The following is a 17,818-nucleotide window of genomic DNA, read 5'->3' on the forward strand; positions in this document are numbered from 1 at the left end:
CCTAACGCTTGCCTATCCGGCGCAAAATAGCAGGCTAAAATTAGCGACGAAGGAGCGCAAGCCTGCTGTTTTGCGTCCCTAGGTTTAGCGCGAATTCAACCCCGAAGTGCACCACTCGCTAAATTAAACGCATTGCGTAATTCGTTAAACACAACGACAGGCTGTTTGTAACCTAGGCACTTTCTAGGTCTGGCGTTTAGCGCACGTTCTATATCGGCCACCTGCTTATCCGTTACCGTTCTTAAATCCGTGCCTTTGCGTATGTACTGGCGCAGTAAACCGTTGAAGTTTTCATTCAATCCGCGCTCCCATGAGGAATACGGATTCGCAAAATAAATATCAGTGTTGAGCTTATCTGCAACTAGCTCGTGGTCACAGAACTCGCTGCCATTATCAGCGGTTATCGTATGCACATGACGGCGATATCGCCACAGCATGCCTATCATGGCTCTGCTTACGTCTGCCGCGCTCTTTGCTGGCACTTTACGTATTAAATAAAGCTTGCTTTGGCGTTCAACTAGGCTGACTATGGCACCCGTTCCATGCTTACCCAGTACGGTATCAGCTTCCCAGTCACCGAACCGTCTTTTCTTGTCAACAATCGCTGGGCGGTGCTCAATGCCCACTCGGTTCGGGATAATGACACGCTTCGCACGACGACCTTTGCGATATCGTCGATGGCCTTGTCGTAAGTGCCTAAACAACTTGCCGCCACTCAATTTATCCCGTTGCACATAACCGTAAATCCATGCATGACTCACTGAAAGCCCAATAATCCGGCCCACGCCTGCAATTTGCTCGGGACTCCACTTTTGTTTTAATCCGAACTCAACAAAGGTGATGGTCAGCTTAGATAGACACGACTTTGCGGCTTGAACGCGCCTTTTGAGTGTCTTTGCCTGGGCGACTTCGGGTAGATAGTGATTTTCCCGGATCCTATTTCGTCTGATTTCTCGGCTAATGGTGCTATGACTGACTTTCAGGCGTTTGCCTATCTCACGATAACTAAAGCCCTCGCGTAAGTAGGCTTCTATCTGGTATCTTTGTCCTGCGATCAACTGCTTGTAACTCATGGTAAATGCTTCTGTTTGTTTGGCGACGATAGAGTACCACCAACAGGCAGTTGATCTCTTCTCACCGTTTAACCATGAGTGGTGCACTTATTATCTGAATTCGGGAGGCACTTGTTATGTATTTTTTAACCTTAGCTTATACAAACCAGTTAACCTTTTTGATAAGCCCATACAAATCATCACTGCATAGAGCAATGCAACAATATTCCACCCTAGATAAATTAGAACTCCAGTATTAATAAAGCTATTAATATACAAAGCCCAACCTAAATTTCGGTCTATTGCTCCTTGGGCAAAGTCAGTACTATTTACTGTAAATAAAGCAATAGTCCCCATTAACGCAAAAATGAAGAAAAGTACTGAAACAGGATAATAAATCCACACGACTTCAAAATATGCACTTAAAGCGAAGATTATGGTGATTATTGTCCACCTAATTGTTTTCATACTCAAAACCTAAGAAATACATAACGCTCGATTAACGGGTAAAAAATTGTAGGCTAAAATTGAGCGAAGCGAATAGCCCGCAAGTTTTTTATCCCTGTTTAATTGCTTGTTAGGCAATGTGTTACGCATGAGGCTCAGTTGGGTAACTATGCATTACACACCTTTGATTACATTTGTCACAATCTGCCGAGATAACCAACTTATAGTTGATGAAATACCCAAGAATGTTGAGCAATTTTGGCATGTACTTCACTAAAAAGCGTGCAAGTATTAAATACAAAATAACTACAGGTACTAAAGACCTTAAAAGTACAGGGTTTGTGTTTACACCTGCCAAAATTGATCCAACGGCACCGACAAACAGAGATGTTACTCCGTAGACTATCGCAAACAAAATTGAGGCGAGAGGAATGCAAAGTACAAACAATCCAAAACAATCTAACAGACTAATTTTAAATTCGATTTTCCGTTTAGATTTATTTCCACAGACGCTACATTTCATCGAGTTGCCTAGACATAATGACTCCCCACGAGGTGCTAGCCTCCGCATTTTCGTGGGTTAGCTAAAAGCCAGAGCCATAATTAGTTTGTCAAATAACTAAACAGCGGAGGCTAGCATGAACAAACATAGCATACTTTTTATTGGCTTAGACACACATAAAGAATTTAATGAAATCGCTTACCTTGAGGACCATCGAGGCGCACAACCCGTGCATTATGGCCGCATCCCTTCGGCTAAAGCTGCCGTTAAAAAGCTTATCAGACAATTTGAATCCAAGTATCCGCACGTAACTTTGCACTTCGTCTATGAGGCAGGTCCTTGTGGTTATTGGATATATCGGCTCATTACCAGCCTTGGCCATTGCTGTTATGTCGTTGCCCCGTCACTTATTCCCAAAAAGCCCGGTGAGCGTGTAAAGACCGATAAACGTGATGCCATTAAGTTGGTCAAACTACTGAAATCGGAAGACCTCACTCCCATTTATGTTCCTGAGCCTGAAGATGAAGCCGTTCGAGATTTATCCCGCGCCCGAGAAACGGCTATGAAAGATTTGAAAGACGCCAAGTACCAACTTAAAGCACTGCTCCTACGCAATAATATTAACTACAGCGGCACGGCAAACTGGTCGCTTAAACACCTGCGCTGGCTCACTGAATTGGTGCTGCCTCATCCAGCCCAACAAATTGTATTACAGGAATACATTCAAACCATCAATGAGCGGATTAATAGGCTGAGACGACTCGACAATGAACTTGAGTATCAGGTCAGAAACTGGCGGTATTATCCCGTAGTGAAAGCCATACAAGCCATGCGTGGTGTCAGACTGTTGGTAGCAGCAGGTGTGATTGCAGAGCTTGGCGACTTAACACGCTTCGACCACCCAAGGAAATTAATGAGTTATGTAGGCTTAGTCCCTTCAGAGCATTCCAGTGGTGGCAAGCGCCATTTAGGGGCAATCACCAAATGTGGCAATGGCCGAGCAAGACGGTTGTTAGTGGAAGGAGCGCACAGTTATCGCTATCAAGCCGCGGTGACCACCGAGTTACAAAAGCGCCAAGAAGGGTTGCCCAAACACATTGTTGATATGGCCTGGCAGGCACAACTCAGGCTGTGTCGTCGATATCAGCGTCTGATGCATAAGGGTAAGCATTATAATGTGGTGGTAACGGCTATTGCGCGGGAAATGATTGCCTATATCTGGGCGATTGCCAGAGAAACAGTATTAAGTCCGGTTAACCCAAAACTGCGTATCGCACGGGTTCCGGCATAAAGTGAAAATCGGCTTTGAGTTAATACATTGGATCAAGCATCGGGTGTGGCACAACCACCGAGGGCGTTAGGATGGCAGTAATTAGCAATAATTATTGAACCACGAACATAGACTGAAGACAGGTGCTACGACGGGTTAAGTAAGGTAGGCTCTGCTCATAAAAGTGAGTAATCCACGGATACCAGCATGATAACCGACGACATTACTTGCTTCATTCGATGTGTTAACTCACTTTATTGAGTGAAAGACAGATTATAAAAGGCTTAAAAGTTTAGGCAGGGATCGGTGTACCCTGCTTGACATGGGGAGTCATACCAACGCCGCAATATGGGGCGCATAAATGCTTGGCTAAAATTAGCGACGAAGGAGCGCAAGCCAAGTGTTTTGCGTCCCACACATAATTGCCTTGTTATAAGCCACCGATAACTAAATGATAGATATTTGTGACTAAGGGACTAAACCAATCAAGCCCTTTAAAACTAACTATTATCCAATAAGTTAATAGTAAAGTAACTAAAAGATACATGATTGCATAAAGTTGAGCTACTTTAAAATTACCGCCTGTTTTGAAGCCATCTTTGGGTACAAATGTAGCCGCGAATGAATATAAAAAACCGCCAGTGCACCAGAAAATAAAAAATACTATATCCAACGAAAGCTGATAGTTAATGGAATATGCCAAATAAATATACGTGTATGAAAGAAACGCTCGATATAATGCATATAAATATTGGTCAGAATACTCTCCTAAATCAATAGCATCCACGAAATAACCACTTTCGCGTTTTTCAGGAAATAAGTAGCTTAAAGGAATAGCTAATAATATGAGTATTGGGCTGAATAATTGGGAATCAATTAACCCAATAACGAGGAAATACGCTAATAAAAGCCAAAAGTTAAAATATCGTTTCTCTAGTTTTAAAATACTCACAGGGTTCCAAAGTGACGGTGGCTATTGTGGCTTATAACATGTTTATAGCGAGCTAATCGCGCGTTTTTCTACCACAGCGTAGCTCGTTTTTCTTATTAGATTATTTCTAACAAACTTGTTAACCGCGAATTCAACCCCGAAGTGCACCACTCGCTAAATTAGGCCGCATTGCGTAATTCGTTAAACACAACGACAGGCTGTTTGTAACCTAGGCACTTTCTAGGTCTGGCGTTTAGCGCACGTTCTATATCGGCCACCTGCTTATCCGTTACCGTTCTTAAATCCGTGCCTTTGCGTATGTACTGGCGCAGTAAACCGTTGAAGTTTTCATTCAATCCGCGCTCCCATGAGGAATACGGATTCGCAAAATAAATATCAGTGTTGAGCTTATCTGCAACTAGCTCGTGGTCACAGAACTCGCTGCCATTATCAGCGGTTATCGTATGCACATGACGGCGATATCGCCACAGCATGCCTATCATGGCTCTGCTTACGTCTGCCGCGCTCTTTGCTGGCACTTTACGTATTAAATAAAGCTTGCTTTGGCGTTCAACTAGGCTGACTATGGCACCCGTTCCATGCTTACCCAGTACGGTATCAGCTTCCCAGTCACCGAACCGTCTTTTCTTGTCAACAATCGCTGGGCGGTGCTCAATGCCCACTCGGTTCGGGATAATGACACGCTTCGCACGACGACCTTTGCGATATCGTCGATGGCCTTGTCGTAAGTGCCTAAACAACTTGCCGCCACTCAATTTATCCCGTTGCACATAACCGTAAATCCATGCATGACCCACTGAAAGCCCAATAATCCGGTCCACGCCTGCAATTTGCTCGGGACTCCACTTTTGTTTTAATCCGAACTCAACAAAGGTGATGGTCAGCTTAGATAGACACGACTTTGCGGCTTGAACGCGCCTTTTGAGTGTCTTTGCCTGGGCGACTTCGGGTAGATAGTGATTTTCCCGGATCCTATTTCGTCTGATTTCTCGGCTAATGGTGCTATGACTGACTTTCAGGCGTTTGCCTATCTCACGATAACTAAAGCCCTCGCGTAAGTAGGCTTCTATCTGGTATCTTTGTCCTGCGATCAACTGCTTGTAACTCATGGTAAATGCTTCTGTTTGTTTGGCGACGATAGAGTACCACCAACAGGCAGTTGATCTCTTCTCACCGTTTAACCATGAGTGGTGCACTTATTATCTGAATTCGGGACTAATTACCAGTGTTATTAAAATTTAGGAGTTCTCGCTTTTACCTCAGGATAAAAACGAGCGATTGGGTCGTTTTCTTGACTATACGAGCAACTGAGCTAAAACTGTATATATATACAGCTTCTTTTCAAAGGAATGAAAATGAAAACTCGCTCTCCTTATTTAAACTACATTGCAGACTATATGCTCACTCGTCAGTATTCATTAAGAACAATTAATGCTTATTTAGGTTGGATCGCAAAATTTATTCACTTTCACAACAAACGTCACCCAAGCTCAATGGGAGATGCAGAAGTCAAAGCGTTTTTAGACCATATTGTATTAAAACGTAATATGTCACCGAGAACACAAAGTGCAGCTTTAAATGCGCTCGCTTTTTTATATAAACATATTGTCAAAAATGAGCTTTCTTTAAACTTGAATTTTGCACGAAGTAATCGACAACCCAAGCTGCCTGTAGTGATGACGCCTGATGAAGTAAAGCAATTGATGAGTCATCTTTCCAAGCGATATTACTTAATCACGGGGTTAATGTATGGAAGTGGTTTGCGTGTGATGGAAGCGGTGCAATTGCGAGTAAAGGACATTGATTTTGATTACAAAGGTTATTACGCCTCATACCTTGCGCCATTCATTTGCAACGCACCTATTGCAAAGTAGCGCCGATATTCGCACCGTTCAAGCTCAATTGGGCCATTCTGATGTAAAAACCACACAGATTTACACCCATGTTTTACAACAAGGAGCAAACGGTGTTGTAAGCCCATTAAGCAAAATTTTCTAGCTATTATTAAAGATGCGTTAACTTATCATTCAATGTGTAGGGCTTGGACCGTTTCTTGATTGCTCAAAGCAGCAGTTAGAGCATTTAACCTAACTTATTTTGGGGCGTGCGACGTGAAGTCGTATGAAGCGCTGTTCACCGCTTAATGAGTGAACCATCTGTATCACCAGATGATCCTAGGAGCCTGAATAAAGTAGCGGCTCTGACAATGTAACGAAGGTTGGTATGCGCCAATCGGGATCTTAATCGTGAGAGGACGATCCTCCTGATAACCACAAATCGGGTGAGTGCTGGACCGTCAGTATGATGAACATAAGTGAATCCGCGTAAGGTGCGTTATATGATGAAACAGCGGAAGTGGTTAATACGCTGTAGCCAAAAGGCGCGAGAGTCGGAAAGAGATTGCCCCATGCTCTTTCGTGATCACTGAACTCTCCGCACTATAGCGGGCATCTAACCTGACATTGCGCAACATACGGAACACGGTAAGCCTGTATCACTCCCTTTGGGAAAGCTTATATAGCTGATAGTGATGCAGGTAGAGGATGTTGGAGAAAGCAAAGGCTGGATTGTAATGATGCAGATACAGACGTCTGTCTGGCACGAAAGTGAGCTGACTTCCGACTGGTCTTCCTTTGCAAGAGAATTTGAAGAACTTTATTCAAGGAGAAACGCAAATGATGATTTCAAAAGAGATTAGTGCCTCTCCTGACAGTGCTCAATGGCAATCCATAAATTGGAAAACTGTTGAGTCACACGTTTTAAAGCTTCAGATGCGTATTGCAAAAGCAACAAGAGAAAGTAAACACGGCAAAGCGAAAGCATTGCAGTGGATACTGACTCACTCGCATTCGGCAAAACTTCTTGCTGTTAAGCGAGTATCACAAAACAAAGGCAGTAAAACGCCCGGAATAGACGGCGTCATCTGGAATACGGATACGCGCCGCATGAAAGCAGTCAATCAATTGAGCAGAAAAGCTTATCAAGCCAAACCGCTCAAGCGTATCTACATCCCTAAGAAAAACGGCAAGCTCAGACCTTTGGGTATCCCGTGTATGGTCGATAGAGCGCTGCAAGCGCTTCATCTTCTCGCACTAGAGCCTGTGTCAGAAACACTTGCTGACCCAAATAGTTACGGCTTTCGGCGCAACAGAAGTACTGCTGATGCTATTGCTCAGTGTTTTCTCTGTTTGAGTAAAAAGCAATCCGCACAATGGGTTCTTGAGGGAGATATTAAAGCCTGTTTCGACAAGATTGGGCATCAATGGCTTATGAATAATATAGCTGTAGATAAACGAATGTTGGAACAATGGTTAAAGTCTGGTTTTATGGACAAAGGGCTGTTCTATCGCACTGACGAGGGAACACCACAAGGCGGGATCATATCTCCAACCTTGATGCTGATGACTCTTGCAGGTCTTGAGCAACGCATAAAGTCCACCGCACTTAAAAATGGGGCGAGAGCCAACTTTATAGGATACGCTGATGATTTCGTCGTCACTTGCACTTCAAAGGACGTGCTGGAGAACGATATCAAACCGTTGATTGCTGACTTCTTAGCACACAGAGGCTTAACGCTCTCCGAAGAGAAAACGCACATTACTCACATTAGCCGTGGTTTTGACTTCCTAGGCTTTAACCATAGGAAGTACAAAGGAAAGCTGCTCATTAAACCGAGTAAATCTAACACGTTAATATTTCTGAGTAACTTGCGCGAACTCACTAAAAAGCACGCAACCACCCCCGTTAACGATCTAATCAAGTTGATAAATCCGAAACTCAGGGGTTGGTCGAATTACTATCGCCATTGCGTTGCCAAACAAGTATTCGGATATGTGAGCCACAAACTATTTCTAGCGTTATGGCATTGGGCTAAAAGGCGTCATCCAACAAAATCAAAAACTTGGATCGCCATGAAGTACTTTATCAACCGTCGAGGCCAATGGCAATTTCACGGTTGGGAGAAGAGCATGAATATGGATTGTCAGTTTAATCTATTTCAAATAGCTAAGGTGCCAATAGAGAGACATGTGAAAATCAGGAGTGAAGCTACGCCTTTTGATCCTTTATACCAAGAATACTTGGTAAAGAGAAAAGCAAAGAGGCAATGCCGCAACTCTTGGAATGAGCCTAATCTCGCTGCTTTATAAGTTGCTGGGTACCAATTAGGTGCCTTCGTGAAGGCTTGAGCCGTATGCAGTGAAAGTTGCACGTACGGTTCTTAGGAGGGCGACACTTGGTAACAGGTGTCGTCTATCCGACAGAAGCGAGTTACGCTTGAAGTTATGATTTTGTACAAAACTGACTTTCACTTAAAACTCATTTTGCCAAATATGTATTGCTAAAAAGAGCTCAAAACACAACAAAAAAGCGCCTTAGGCGCTTTTTAAAATCAACTAACTTAATTAAGTGTGGGCTGTACATCTAAGCCATAGCCAAACATTACAGCTAATACTAATACAACCGATGCTGCGACCATTAGTTTAATTAGTAGTGGTAAACAGAATCTAAACCAATGGCCGTAAGGCACACCAGCCATGCCTAAAATGCCCATCAGTACAGCATTGGTCGGTATGATCATATTTGAAAAGCCATCACCAAATTGATAAGCAAGCACAGCAACTTGTCTTGGTACACCGACTAAATCACCGAGTGGGGCCATGAGTGGCATGGTGACATAAGCTTGCCCTGAACCAGAAGGAATAAAGGTATTGAGTAGGGTTTGAATAACCAGCATGCCAATTGCAGATATTTCAGCAGATACATAAGAAAGCGGTAACGACATGCCATGGACAAGGCTATGCAGGATTTGGCCGTCTTCTAAAATAAGCGCAATACCACGTGCAACACCAATTAACACTGCGGTGGTAACAAGATCAGATACGCCTTCTATAAATTTGTTTGCTGCTTCATCAGCAGATAGTTTGCCTAAAATGGCTACAACCACACCCCAAGCAATAAAAACACCACCTAGCTCGTATAAGTACCAGCCCTTAGTTGCGATGCCCCATACTGCAATTGCTAGGGTAATAATAAAGCTACCTAAAACTAGTTTATGGCGCAGGGCAAGTGCTGGGTAACTTGTTGCTGTTTGATTTTCGAGTGGGCAAGGCACGCCAATCATCATTGATTTAGACGGATCGTGCGCTACCTTTTTGGTGTATTGCCAAACATGATGAAAACCAATGAGCACAAATGGAATAAATATAGCTAAACGTAACCACAGGCCAGAGTAAACAGGAATACCAGCAATTTGCTGTGCGATTAATACCGTAAATGGGTTAAATGCCGAAACACCATAACCAATACCATAACCTGCAACTATCATCCCTACGGCGGTCATTGCATCTAGGCGCATTGCTTTACAAAGCGCGACGAGAATAATAACAAAAGGAATATATTCGCCGGCGGTACCAATACTGCTTGATGCTAAGGCAAAGCAAAACACCACCATAAAGATTAATCGTTGCGGTTTTTTACCGTGTCTCTCTAAAAGCCTACCAATGAGCGCATCAACAGTGCCTGTGGCACGTGCAACAGCTAATACGCCGCCCACAATTAACACAAAGAAAATAACATCTTGAGCAGCAGCAAAAGCGCGAGGTATGGCTTGTAATAAATCCCATGGAGTTAAGTAATGGCGCTCAGCAACCGTTTGATAGGTGCCCGCAACAACCATTTCTCGGCCTGATTCACTTAATGTAGTAGTGAAAAAACCTTGTGGTACTAACCAGGTAGCAATAAGCGCAACAACCATCATGCCCAGCAGCAGTATCAGGGTATGTGGAACTTTAAAACGTAAACCCATTTATTCTCCGTAATTATGTTAGGTTAAATTCTTGAAATCATAACATGATAAAAGCGGATAGGTTGTCTCTAAAATGTCCACACTGTTAATGATTGTAATAATTAAGATACAAAAAAGGCCAGAAAACTGGCCTTATAAAGTTTATTTGAATTTTATTTAGCTAACCCAAATGGGTCATCGATGCTATGAGCAGGCTCGGTAAACCAACGCGGACCTTCGTCTGTCATATAAAAGTGATCTTCTAAGCGAATACCAAACTCATCAGGTACGACAATCATAGGTTCATTACTAAAACACATACCTGTTGCGAGTGGGGTAGGGTTACCACCCACGAGGTATGGGTCATTCATGAATATCTAAACCAATGCCATGGCCGGTTCTGTGTGGGCAGCCTGGTGTTTGATACTCTGGTCCCATGCCATTTTCGGCAAGGTACTGTCTTGCAGCATCGTCTACTTTGCCACATGCCACACCATTTTTTGCGGCAGCAAAAGCAGCAAGTTGGGCATTTTTCTCGTGTTGCCAAAACATACGTTGACGTTCGGTTGCTTCACCAAATACATAAGTACGGGTAATGTCAGAGAGGTAATCATGCACTTTACAGCCAGTATCAATCAGTACCACGTCACCTTTTTTAAGGGTTTGCGGGTTTTTAACACCATGCGGAAAAGACGACGCAACACCAAATAACACAATACAAAAATAGTTACCCGGTGCGCCGACTTTTTGGTGCGCTTTTTTAATAAAGGCTTCAACCTCAGTTGTGGTGATACCTTCATAAAGCATACTTGCCGTTGCTTTGTGTACTTCTAAAGTCATGTCCATAGCACGTTGCATTAAGGCAAGTTCATTGGCTGATTTATGCATACGGCAGTGCGCTGTCACGCACTGTGCGTTAACAATGTTGTAATTGCCGTTCGCTTTATTAATGCCGTCGTAGATGAAAAACTGTGCGCTTTCATCAATACCAAGGGTGCCTGTTTTGCTAATGCCCATTTCTGTAAGAACATCTACACATAGTTGATAAGGGTTTTCGTGTTCTTGCCAACCACGAATTGGGCCATCAATCACCATAAAATCGTTTAAGCTGCCGATTTCAAAAAACGGCGCTATGTATTGCACATCACCTTTTGCAGGTAAAATAGCGCCAACTAAACGCTCACTTGCGTACCAACGCATCCCTGTAAAATAGGCTAGGTTAGTGCCTGCATTTAAATAAATTGCATCAATGTTGTTTGCTTGCATATACGCTTGTGCTTTTGCGATACGCGCATCAAATTCGTCATTTTGAATAGGGGTTAAATCTGTTGTCATATCTGACAAAGAGTCAAGCGCCTGCTCTGGCGTTTGTGTGCCAATACCATATGTTGTCATTGTATACTCCTTGGTTTTTTCTGCATTGTGGCTTGAGTAAACAGTTGATGCAAACTCACTGCGACTAATCGCATAATATTCGTATTTATGGACATAACTGTTAGCATGCGCAAAAAATAAGGAGCGACAATGCAAGTTAATTACTTAAAAAGACAAGCTGAATTTAAAGCCTTGCTAGAGCAACAAGGTTACAGCGCCATGTTAGTACTTGGTCATGAAAATATTCGTTACTTAAGTGGTTTTAGCGGTAATGCTGCTTATGCATTAATTACTCAAAATGCGTGTGTGTTGATCACTGATTACCGATACCACCAACGTGCAGTTGCTGAAACAACAGGGTTTAAAGTTGTTTGTCGAGACAGAGACAACGAAACTCTTGGTCATTGTATTAACAGGCACCTTAACCCAAACAGCCATGTCGCATTTGATGCAAGTTATGTCACGGTAGCCATTTGGCAAGGTGTGGCAGATGAGCTAAGCGGACACATTAACAGCGGTAAACGGCTTAATTGAAAAACTAAGGCGCGTTAAAGATAGCTGGGAAATTGCACAAATTAAAGCTGCTGCGGCCATCGCTGATGAAGCATTAGCACAAACGCTGCCTTATTTTATACCGGGTGTAACCGAGCGTGACCTTGCCTTAGAGCTTGAATTTAGAATGCAAAAGCTTGGTTCAGAAGGAATGTCGTTTGCCACCATCATGCTGTTTGCAGAGCGCTCAGCCTTGCCGCATGGTAACCCGTCAGATCAGGTTTTAAAGCAAGGTGACTTTGTAACCCTTGATTTTGGTGCAGTTGTAAATGGCTATCGCTCTGATATGACTCGTAGTTACATTATTGGCGAAGCATCAGAAAAACAAACCCGTATTTATAATACTGTTCTTGATGCACAAAATGCGGCACTTGAAATGGTTAAACCGGGTGTAAATTGTTTAGATTTAAATGCCATCTCAAACAAGGTGATTGCTGATGCAGGTTTTGGCGAGTACGCAGGTAAAGGCCTTGGCCATGGTTTAGGGCTGTTTTTACATGAAGTGCCATTTATCAACACTCTGACAGACTACAACCTTGAAGTGGGTAATGTGATCACCATTGAGCCTGGCATTTATATACCTGGCTGTGGTGGTGTACGCCTTGAAGATGACATAGTTGTCACCGAATCTGGCTTTGAGGTGTTAACCCATGCGCCTAAGCCATTTATAATCTAGTGCTAAATTAAAGGTTACTTTTTAGCATACGCTAAGCGGGCTAATCGTTCAGTTACATGGTAACTATCAAGCCCGCTCACTGCGACTGTGTCAATGGCCTCAATATCGACAAAGCCATCTTCTTGCAAGCAAGCCTCATCTAAGTAAATATCGGTTATTTCACCTATGATCAGCTCAGTGCCATTAATGGCAAGGTGGTGGTGCTCTTTCAGCTCAAGCGCATATTTAAGCTTACTTTCTTTAACAAAAGGCGCTGTAAAGTCATTTAGGTATTCAGTACTGAGCCCTGTTGCATCAAATTCAGACTCGTCCTTGTCGTAGCGTGCCGATGTTTGATGTGCATTTTTATAAATGTCTTTGTTCACATGGTTAATCGTGTACTGCTTAGTGGCTAATAAGTTTTCTAGGGTATGGCGAGGCACTGAATGAGGCCTAATTATCATACCCACTAAAGGGGGATGTGCCCCAAGATGAAATACTGAACTTACAATCGCTAAGTTAGTTTGGCCGTTGCTATCTTGAGTGCCGACTAAGTTGGCACTTTTAAACCCCGACAAACTATTAATTAAATGAGCGCGGTAGCGGTTTTCTAAATCAGCAATGGCTTGTTTTGTAAAATGCATAAATTTCCTGTTACCAGTCTATGGGTTTTCCTTGCCAGTCAAAGTAGGCAGGGTTGTGTGATTGTTGTAAATAGTCAGCATCACTTATCAATGAATACAGCTGCTCGGCTACAAACTCAGGGGTAAATAACTTTCCTTTGGGTACATTTGCCTGAAAGGGTTTTGATAAAGGCGTATCAGTGGTACCTGGGTGAAATAACACGCAGTGGCACTTTTTATAGCGTCTGCTAAGTTCAATCGCTGCAGATTTAAATAACATATTTAATGCCGCCTTCGATGCCCGATAGCTATACCAACCGCCTAACTTGTTATCACGAATGCTACCAACACGTGCACTAAGAGCACACACCACAGTTGAAGCTTGTGGCTTTAAAAGTATTGAGAATAAAGTCACACAGCGAATTGGCAGTAGAGCATTAGTTGTCATGCTATTTATAAAGTGCTGCTCAGATATTTGCTCAAGTTTACGTTCAGGCGCATTATTTGGATCATGCAATAGGCCGTTAAATATCATCAACTGGGCTAAATCGTAGTGGTCACCGGCAAGTTCTTTAGCAATGCCACTTAAGCTTTGCTCTGAATAATCAGTAATAAAATGCTGGTGACTTATCTCATTGCTTGATGACTCATTGAAACTTGCCTTAAATTCATCTCGACTGATGGTGACGATATGACCCGTGTTGATTTGTTTATGAAGAGTAGTGAAATAGGCATTTGCAATTTCACTGCGTGCACCACACAAAATATAGAGTTGCATTTTTGACCTGTTATAAAAATATTTGAAAAAAATTTCGCTCAAACTATCACCAACTAATAAAATGATAGTAGCTCTGTTTGTCTTGAGCTAACCCTACAAACATATAAAAAAAGGCGGGTAAAGATTTGACCATGCAAACATTAAGGATGCCTTAATTTACGGGGATTTTACCTTTTAAATTGGTAAGTCCATTTTACCAATTGAGCTAGCTTTAACGCTTTGTAGCTGACTAAGCTGCGTATTTATTACACTTTTATGTTTATAGATTGGTTATTCTTTTTTACGAGTATGTTAGAAAATTCAATCTATTAAATTAACGCTGACAATGATATTAATAAAAGGGATCAGTATTTAGCTGCGCTCGTGCTTGGCTAAATACTGTGCAGTAAGTACTTTCAACTTAGTTAAAGAAAGGAGTATGAGAATGAGTGAACAATACGCTGCACTTCGCGGTAATGTTAGTATGCTTGGACAAATGCTGGGTCAAACCATTAAAGATGCACAAGGACAAGCCATTTTAGATAAGGTAGAAGAGATTCGCGCTTTATCTAAATCGTCACGTAGTGGTAACGAAGCCGACAGACAGGCTCTTATCGAAGTACTACACGCTCTAACAGATGAAGAACTATTACCGGTTGCACGCTCATTTAATCATTTTTTGAATCTTGCTAATGTTGCTGAACAATTTCATACCGTATCGCGCTTTAATGATGTTGGCTTTTGCCAACTAAACCCTCTCACTCAAACATTAAAAGCGTTAGCAACAGCTTCAAAGCAAGGTCAAGTTGATCCGAATCACTTGGCACAAACACTCTCAAAACTCCACATCAATTTAGTACTGACGGCTCACCCAACTGAGGTGACACGCCGTACAATGATCAATAAACACGTTGAATTAAGTGATTGCCTTGCCTCTTTAGAGCGTAAAGACAACTTACCTAGTGAACGTGCAGATTTATTAAATCGTATTGCCCAACTTATTAGCCAAGCGTGGCATACCGACGACATTCGTCGTTCACGCCCAACGCCAATCGACGAGGCTAAATGGGGTTTTGCGGTTATTGAAAATAGCTTATGGCATGCTGTTCCGCGTTTCTTACGCGAGTTTGGCGAAGACGTAAAAGCAGAGCTTGATCTAGAGCTGCCGATTGATTTCAGCCCAATAGAATTTACTTCTTGGATGGGCGGTGACCGTGATGGTAACCCGTTCGTCACCGCTGAAGTCACACAGCAAGTGCTTGATCATGGCCGCTGGATGGCACTCGATTTGTATTCCCGTGATATCGAAACGCTAAGCAATGAGCTATCAATGTCGGATGCAAGCGATGAGCTTATTGAGCTTGCAGGTCAAGATTTTGAACCTTATCGTGCGGTACTTAAAAAATTAAAGAATCAAATTGTCGAAACTGTGACCCATTTGGGCGCTAAAATTAAGAATAAGCGCACTGATTCTGAAGATTTAATTACCGATATTGCGCAAATTAAACACCCAATCGAAGTGTGCTATCGCTCGCTTATTAAGACCAACATGAAAGTAGTTGCCGATGGCTTGCTGCTTGATGTTTTGCGCCGTATTAATAGCTTTGGTCTACGCCTTGCAAAACTTGATGTACGTCAGGATTCATCGCGCCATGGTGATGTTTTCTCTGAGTTAACACGTTATTTAGGTTTAGGTGATTACCATCAATGGCAAGAGGAAGACAAACAAGCTTTTTTACTTGCTGAGCTAAACTCTCGACGTCCGCTCATTCCAAAACATTGGCAACCAAGCCCAGAAGTACAAGAGGTGCTAGATACATTTGATGTAATCGCAGCGCAAGATGCTCAAACATTTGGTTTGTATATTATTTCGATGGCACGCACTGCATCTGATGTGCTGGCAGTACAGTTACTGCTTAAAGAAAGTGGTTGTAAGTTTAACTTACCTGTTGCGCCATTATTTGAAACGTTAGACGACTTAAATAATGGTAAAGAGGTTATCGAATGTTTACTTGATAACACTTGGTACCGTGGTCATATTCAAAACCAACAAAATGTCATGATCGGCTACTCAGACTCAGCAAAAGATGCAGGCATGATGGCTGCTGGTTGGGCACAATATGAAGCTATGGATAAACTTGTTCAATTAGCCGAAAATCGCGGTATTGAACTTATTTTATTCCACGGCCGTGGTGGTACGGTTGGTCGTGGTGGCGCGCCAGCTGCACAAGCACTTCGTTCACAGCCTCCAGGTTCATTAAAAGGTGGCTTGCGAGTAACAGAGCAAGGTGAAATGATCCGCTTTAAGTTTGGTTTGCCTGCTGTTGCCCTGCAAAGCTTAAATATTTACGCTGGTGCAGTACTCGAGAGTAACTTGCTTCCACCACCAGAGCCGAAGAGCGAATGGCGTGATGTTATGGAACTTATTAGTGCTGATTCGTGTGAGCATTACCGCCAAGTTGTGCGCCATGATGAAAATTTTGTTCCTTACTTTAGAATGGCAACCCCAGAGCAAGAGCTTTCTAAACTACCACTTGGCTCTCGTCCTGCGAAGCGCAACCCGAACGGTGGGGTAGAAAGTCTTCGTGCTATTCCATGGATCTTTGCATGGAGCCAAAACCGTTTAATGCTGCCAGCTTGGTTAGGTGCATTAACAAACGTTTAAAGCTGCTTTAGATAAGTATGGAATCGAGACACTTCACGAAATGAGCTTAAAATGGCCATTCTTCCGTGCTCGTTTAGAGATGCTAGAAATGGTATTTAGTAAAGCCGATTCATGGTTAAGTGCGCATTACGATGATGCATTAGTAACTGAGCAATATAAGCCATTAGGCATAAAACTTCGTCAGGAGTTGAGTGAGGCTATTGAGCTTGTGCAATCGCTTAGCCCACAAAAGAGCCTGCTTGCAGATCAACCTTGGATCAAAGAGTCAATAGCGCTTCGCAACCCGTACACAGATCCACTTAACCTATTACAAGTTGAGTTACTGCGTCGTTCACGCGAAGCTGACGTGGGCTCTGAAGGCGATATTGATAATGCCTTGATGATCACTATGACAGGTATCGCTGCTGGTATGCGTAATACCGGTTAATAGCTAGTATCATCAACCAATCGAGCATCGATTGGTAGGCTAATAACAAATCGTGCGCCGTGTTCATAAGGCTCGGCGCATATTTCTCCTTTCAAATTAAATTTAACTGCATTAAAAACAACATTTAACCCAAGTCCTAGGTGTTTATCGCCCATATTAGTGGTATAAAAAGGAGTAAAGATATCATGCAAGATAGTTTCCTTAATACCGACCCCGTTGTCTTGATAAATAATTTCGACATGCTTAGGAAAAGCTTTAATCTCGATCTCAATTAAACCGTGTAGCTTTATTGCAAAACCATGTTCGCAGGAATTAATGATTAAGGTTTTTAATATGTCACCAATAATTGCAGGGTAAGAAGTTATTACAACATTATCACCCTGAATATCGAATTTAATACACTTTCCTAAATAACTTGAGAAAGGCAGAACTCTGCGTGATATTTCTTCTTTTAGGTTAAACTGGACTAGCGGTTTATCTAAATCAATAGACACATTGAGTGCCTTAAATTCTTCGACAATACTGGCAAGTCGAGCGATGCTAGCCTGTATTAAATCTTTTGCATCGTTTGTATCGTTTAAAAAGCTATGAAGGTGCTTGCTAGATAGCTCTTGAGATTTAAACTTTTGGCAAATAAGTGTAAGTTGATCATCAATTAAAGAGCTAGCGGTTACAATGGTGCCAATGGGCGTATTTAATTGATGCGCCATACCAGATACTAATGCGGTTAACGATGCTATTTTTTCGATTTCAATAA

Annotated in this window: 12 protein-coding genes and 3 pseudogenes; 6 read left to right on the forward strand and 9 right to left on the reverse strand. The window is 42.5% G+C overall.

Going from position 1 to position 17,818, the window contains the following annotated elements:
- Positions 1-95: 95 nt before the first annotated feature.
- Together ACRWSG_RS21575 and ACRWSG_RS21580 are read right to left on the reverse strand one after the other, a co-directional pair.
- Positions 96-1,073 (reverse strand): IS30 family transposase, encoded by a 978-nt coding sequence (locus tag ACRWSG_RS21575; protein WP_462167558.1) that lies wholly within the window; start codon positions 1,071-1,073, stop codon positions 96-98.
- Between the two features lie 114 nt (positions 1,074-1,187).
- On the reverse strand, positions 1,188-1,520 hold the full coding sequence (locus tag ACRWSG_RS21580; protein WP_235378067.1) for a hypothetical protein: 333 nt from the start codon (positions 1,518-1,520) through the stop codon (positions 1,188-1,190).
- Positions 1,521-2,137: 617 nt separating this feature from the next.
- On the opposite strand from ACRWSG_RS21580, the gene ACRWSG_RS21585 reads away from it, so the two are divergent.
- Positions 2,138-3,292, forward strand: a complete 1,155-nt coding sequence (locus tag ACRWSG_RS21585; protein WP_063707280.1) for an IS110 family RNA-guided transposase — start codon at positions 2,138-2,140, stop codon at positions 3,290-3,292.
- A 409-nt stretch (positions 3,293-3,701) separates the two neighbouring features.
- Here the strand turns inward: ACRWSG_RS21585 and ACRWSG_RS21590 are convergent, their stop codons facing one another.
- Together ACRWSG_RS21590 and ACRWSG_RS21595 are read right to left on the reverse strand one after the other, a co-directional pair.
- On the reverse strand, positions 3,702-4,223 hold the full coding sequence (locus ACRWSG_RS21590; protein ID WP_462167494.1) for a hypothetical protein: 522 nt from the start codon (positions 4,221-4,223) through the stop codon (positions 3,702-3,704).
- A gap of 158 nt (positions 4,224-4,381) precedes the next feature.
- On the reverse strand, positions 4,382-5,332 hold the full coding sequence (locus tag ACRWSG_RS21595) for an IS30 family transposase (protein WP_462167559.1): 951 nt from the start codon (positions 5,330-5,332) through the stop codon (positions 4,382-4,384).
- Positions 5,333-5,578: 246 nt separating this feature from the next.
- Here ACRWSG_RS21595 and ACRWSG_RS21600 point away from each other — a divergent pair.
- A pseudogene (locus ACRWSG_RS21600) lies at positions 5,579-6,221 on the forward strand (tyrosine-type recombinase/integrase).
- Between the two features lie 677 nt (positions 6,222-6,898).
- On the forward strand, positions 6,899-8,371 hold the full coding sequence (ltrA, locus tag ACRWSG_RS21605; protein ID WP_462167495.1) for a group II intron reverse transcriptase/maturase: 1,473 nt from the start codon (positions 6,899-6,901) through the stop codon (positions 8,369-8,371).
- Positions 8,372-8,622: 251 nt separating this feature from the next.
- Here the strand turns inward: ltrA and ACRWSG_RS21610 are convergent, their stop codons facing one another.
- Together ACRWSG_RS21610 and ACRWSG_RS21615 are read right to left on the reverse strand one after the other, a co-directional pair.
- Complete coding sequence (locus ACRWSG_RS21610) at positions 8,623-10,029, reverse strand: YfcC family protein (protein WP_294412773.1); 1,407 nt, start codon at positions 10,027-10,029, stop codon at positions 8,623-8,625.
- Positions 10,030-10,181: 152 nt separating this feature from the next.
- A pseudogene (locus tag ACRWSG_RS21615) lies at positions 10,182-11,403 on the reverse strand (M24 family metallopeptidase).
- A gap of 129 nt (positions 11,404-11,532) precedes the next feature.
- Between ACRWSG_RS21615 and ACRWSG_RS21620 the strand changes: the two are divergent.
- Together ACRWSG_RS21620 and ACRWSG_RS21625 are read left to right on the forward strand one after the other, a co-directional pair.
- Positions 11,533-11,916: an aminopeptidase P family N-terminal domain-containing protein gene (locus ACRWSG_RS21620; RefSeq protein ID WP_462167496.1), complete on the forward strand. Its 384-nt coding sequence runs from the start codon at positions 11,533-11,535 to the stop codon at positions 11,914-11,916.
- A 97-nt stretch (positions 11,917-12,013) separates the two neighbouring features.
- The gene (locus tag ACRWSG_RS21625; RefSeq protein ID WP_462167560.1) at positions 12,014-12,610 is read left to right on the forward strand and encodes a M24 family metallopeptidase; all 597 of its coding nucleotides are present in this window, start codon (positions 12,014-12,016) and stop codon (positions 12,608-12,610) included.
- Positions 12,611-12,624: 14 nt separating this feature from the next.
- Here the strand turns inward: ACRWSG_RS21625 and ACRWSG_RS21630 are convergent, their stop codons facing one another.
- Together ACRWSG_RS21630 and ACRWSG_RS21635 are read right to left on the reverse strand one after the other, a co-directional pair.
- Complete coding sequence (locus ACRWSG_RS21630; protein WP_462167497.1) at positions 12,625-13,233, reverse strand: flavin reductase family protein; 609 nt, start codon at positions 13,231-13,233, stop codon at positions 12,625-12,627.
- A 10-nt stretch (positions 13,234-13,243) separates the two neighbouring features.
- The gene (locus tag ACRWSG_RS21635) at positions 13,244-13,990 is read right to left on the reverse strand and encodes an SDR family NAD(P)-dependent oxidoreductase (protein ID WP_462167498.1); all 747 of its coding nucleotides are present in this window, start codon (positions 13,988-13,990) and stop codon (positions 13,244-13,246) included.
- A 424-nt stretch (positions 13,991-14,414) separates the two neighbouring features.
- Here ACRWSG_RS21635 and ppc point away from each other — a divergent pair.
- Positions 14,415-17,061, forward strand: a pseudogene (ppc, locus tag ACRWSG_RS21640) (phosphoenolpyruvate carboxylase).
- Here ppc and ACRWSG_RS21645 read toward each other — a convergent pair.
- A complete protein-coding gene (locus tag ACRWSG_RS21645) occupies positions 17,058-17,771 on the reverse strand; it encodes a sensor histidine kinase (RefSeq protein ID WP_462167499.1) in 714 nt (237 codons plus the stop codon). The pseudogene ppc and the gene ACRWSG_RS21645 overlap by 4 nt on opposite strands.
- Positions 17,772-17,818: the final 47 nt, after the last annotated feature.

This window comes from Pseudoalteromonas sp. GB43, from assembly GCF_054923805.1.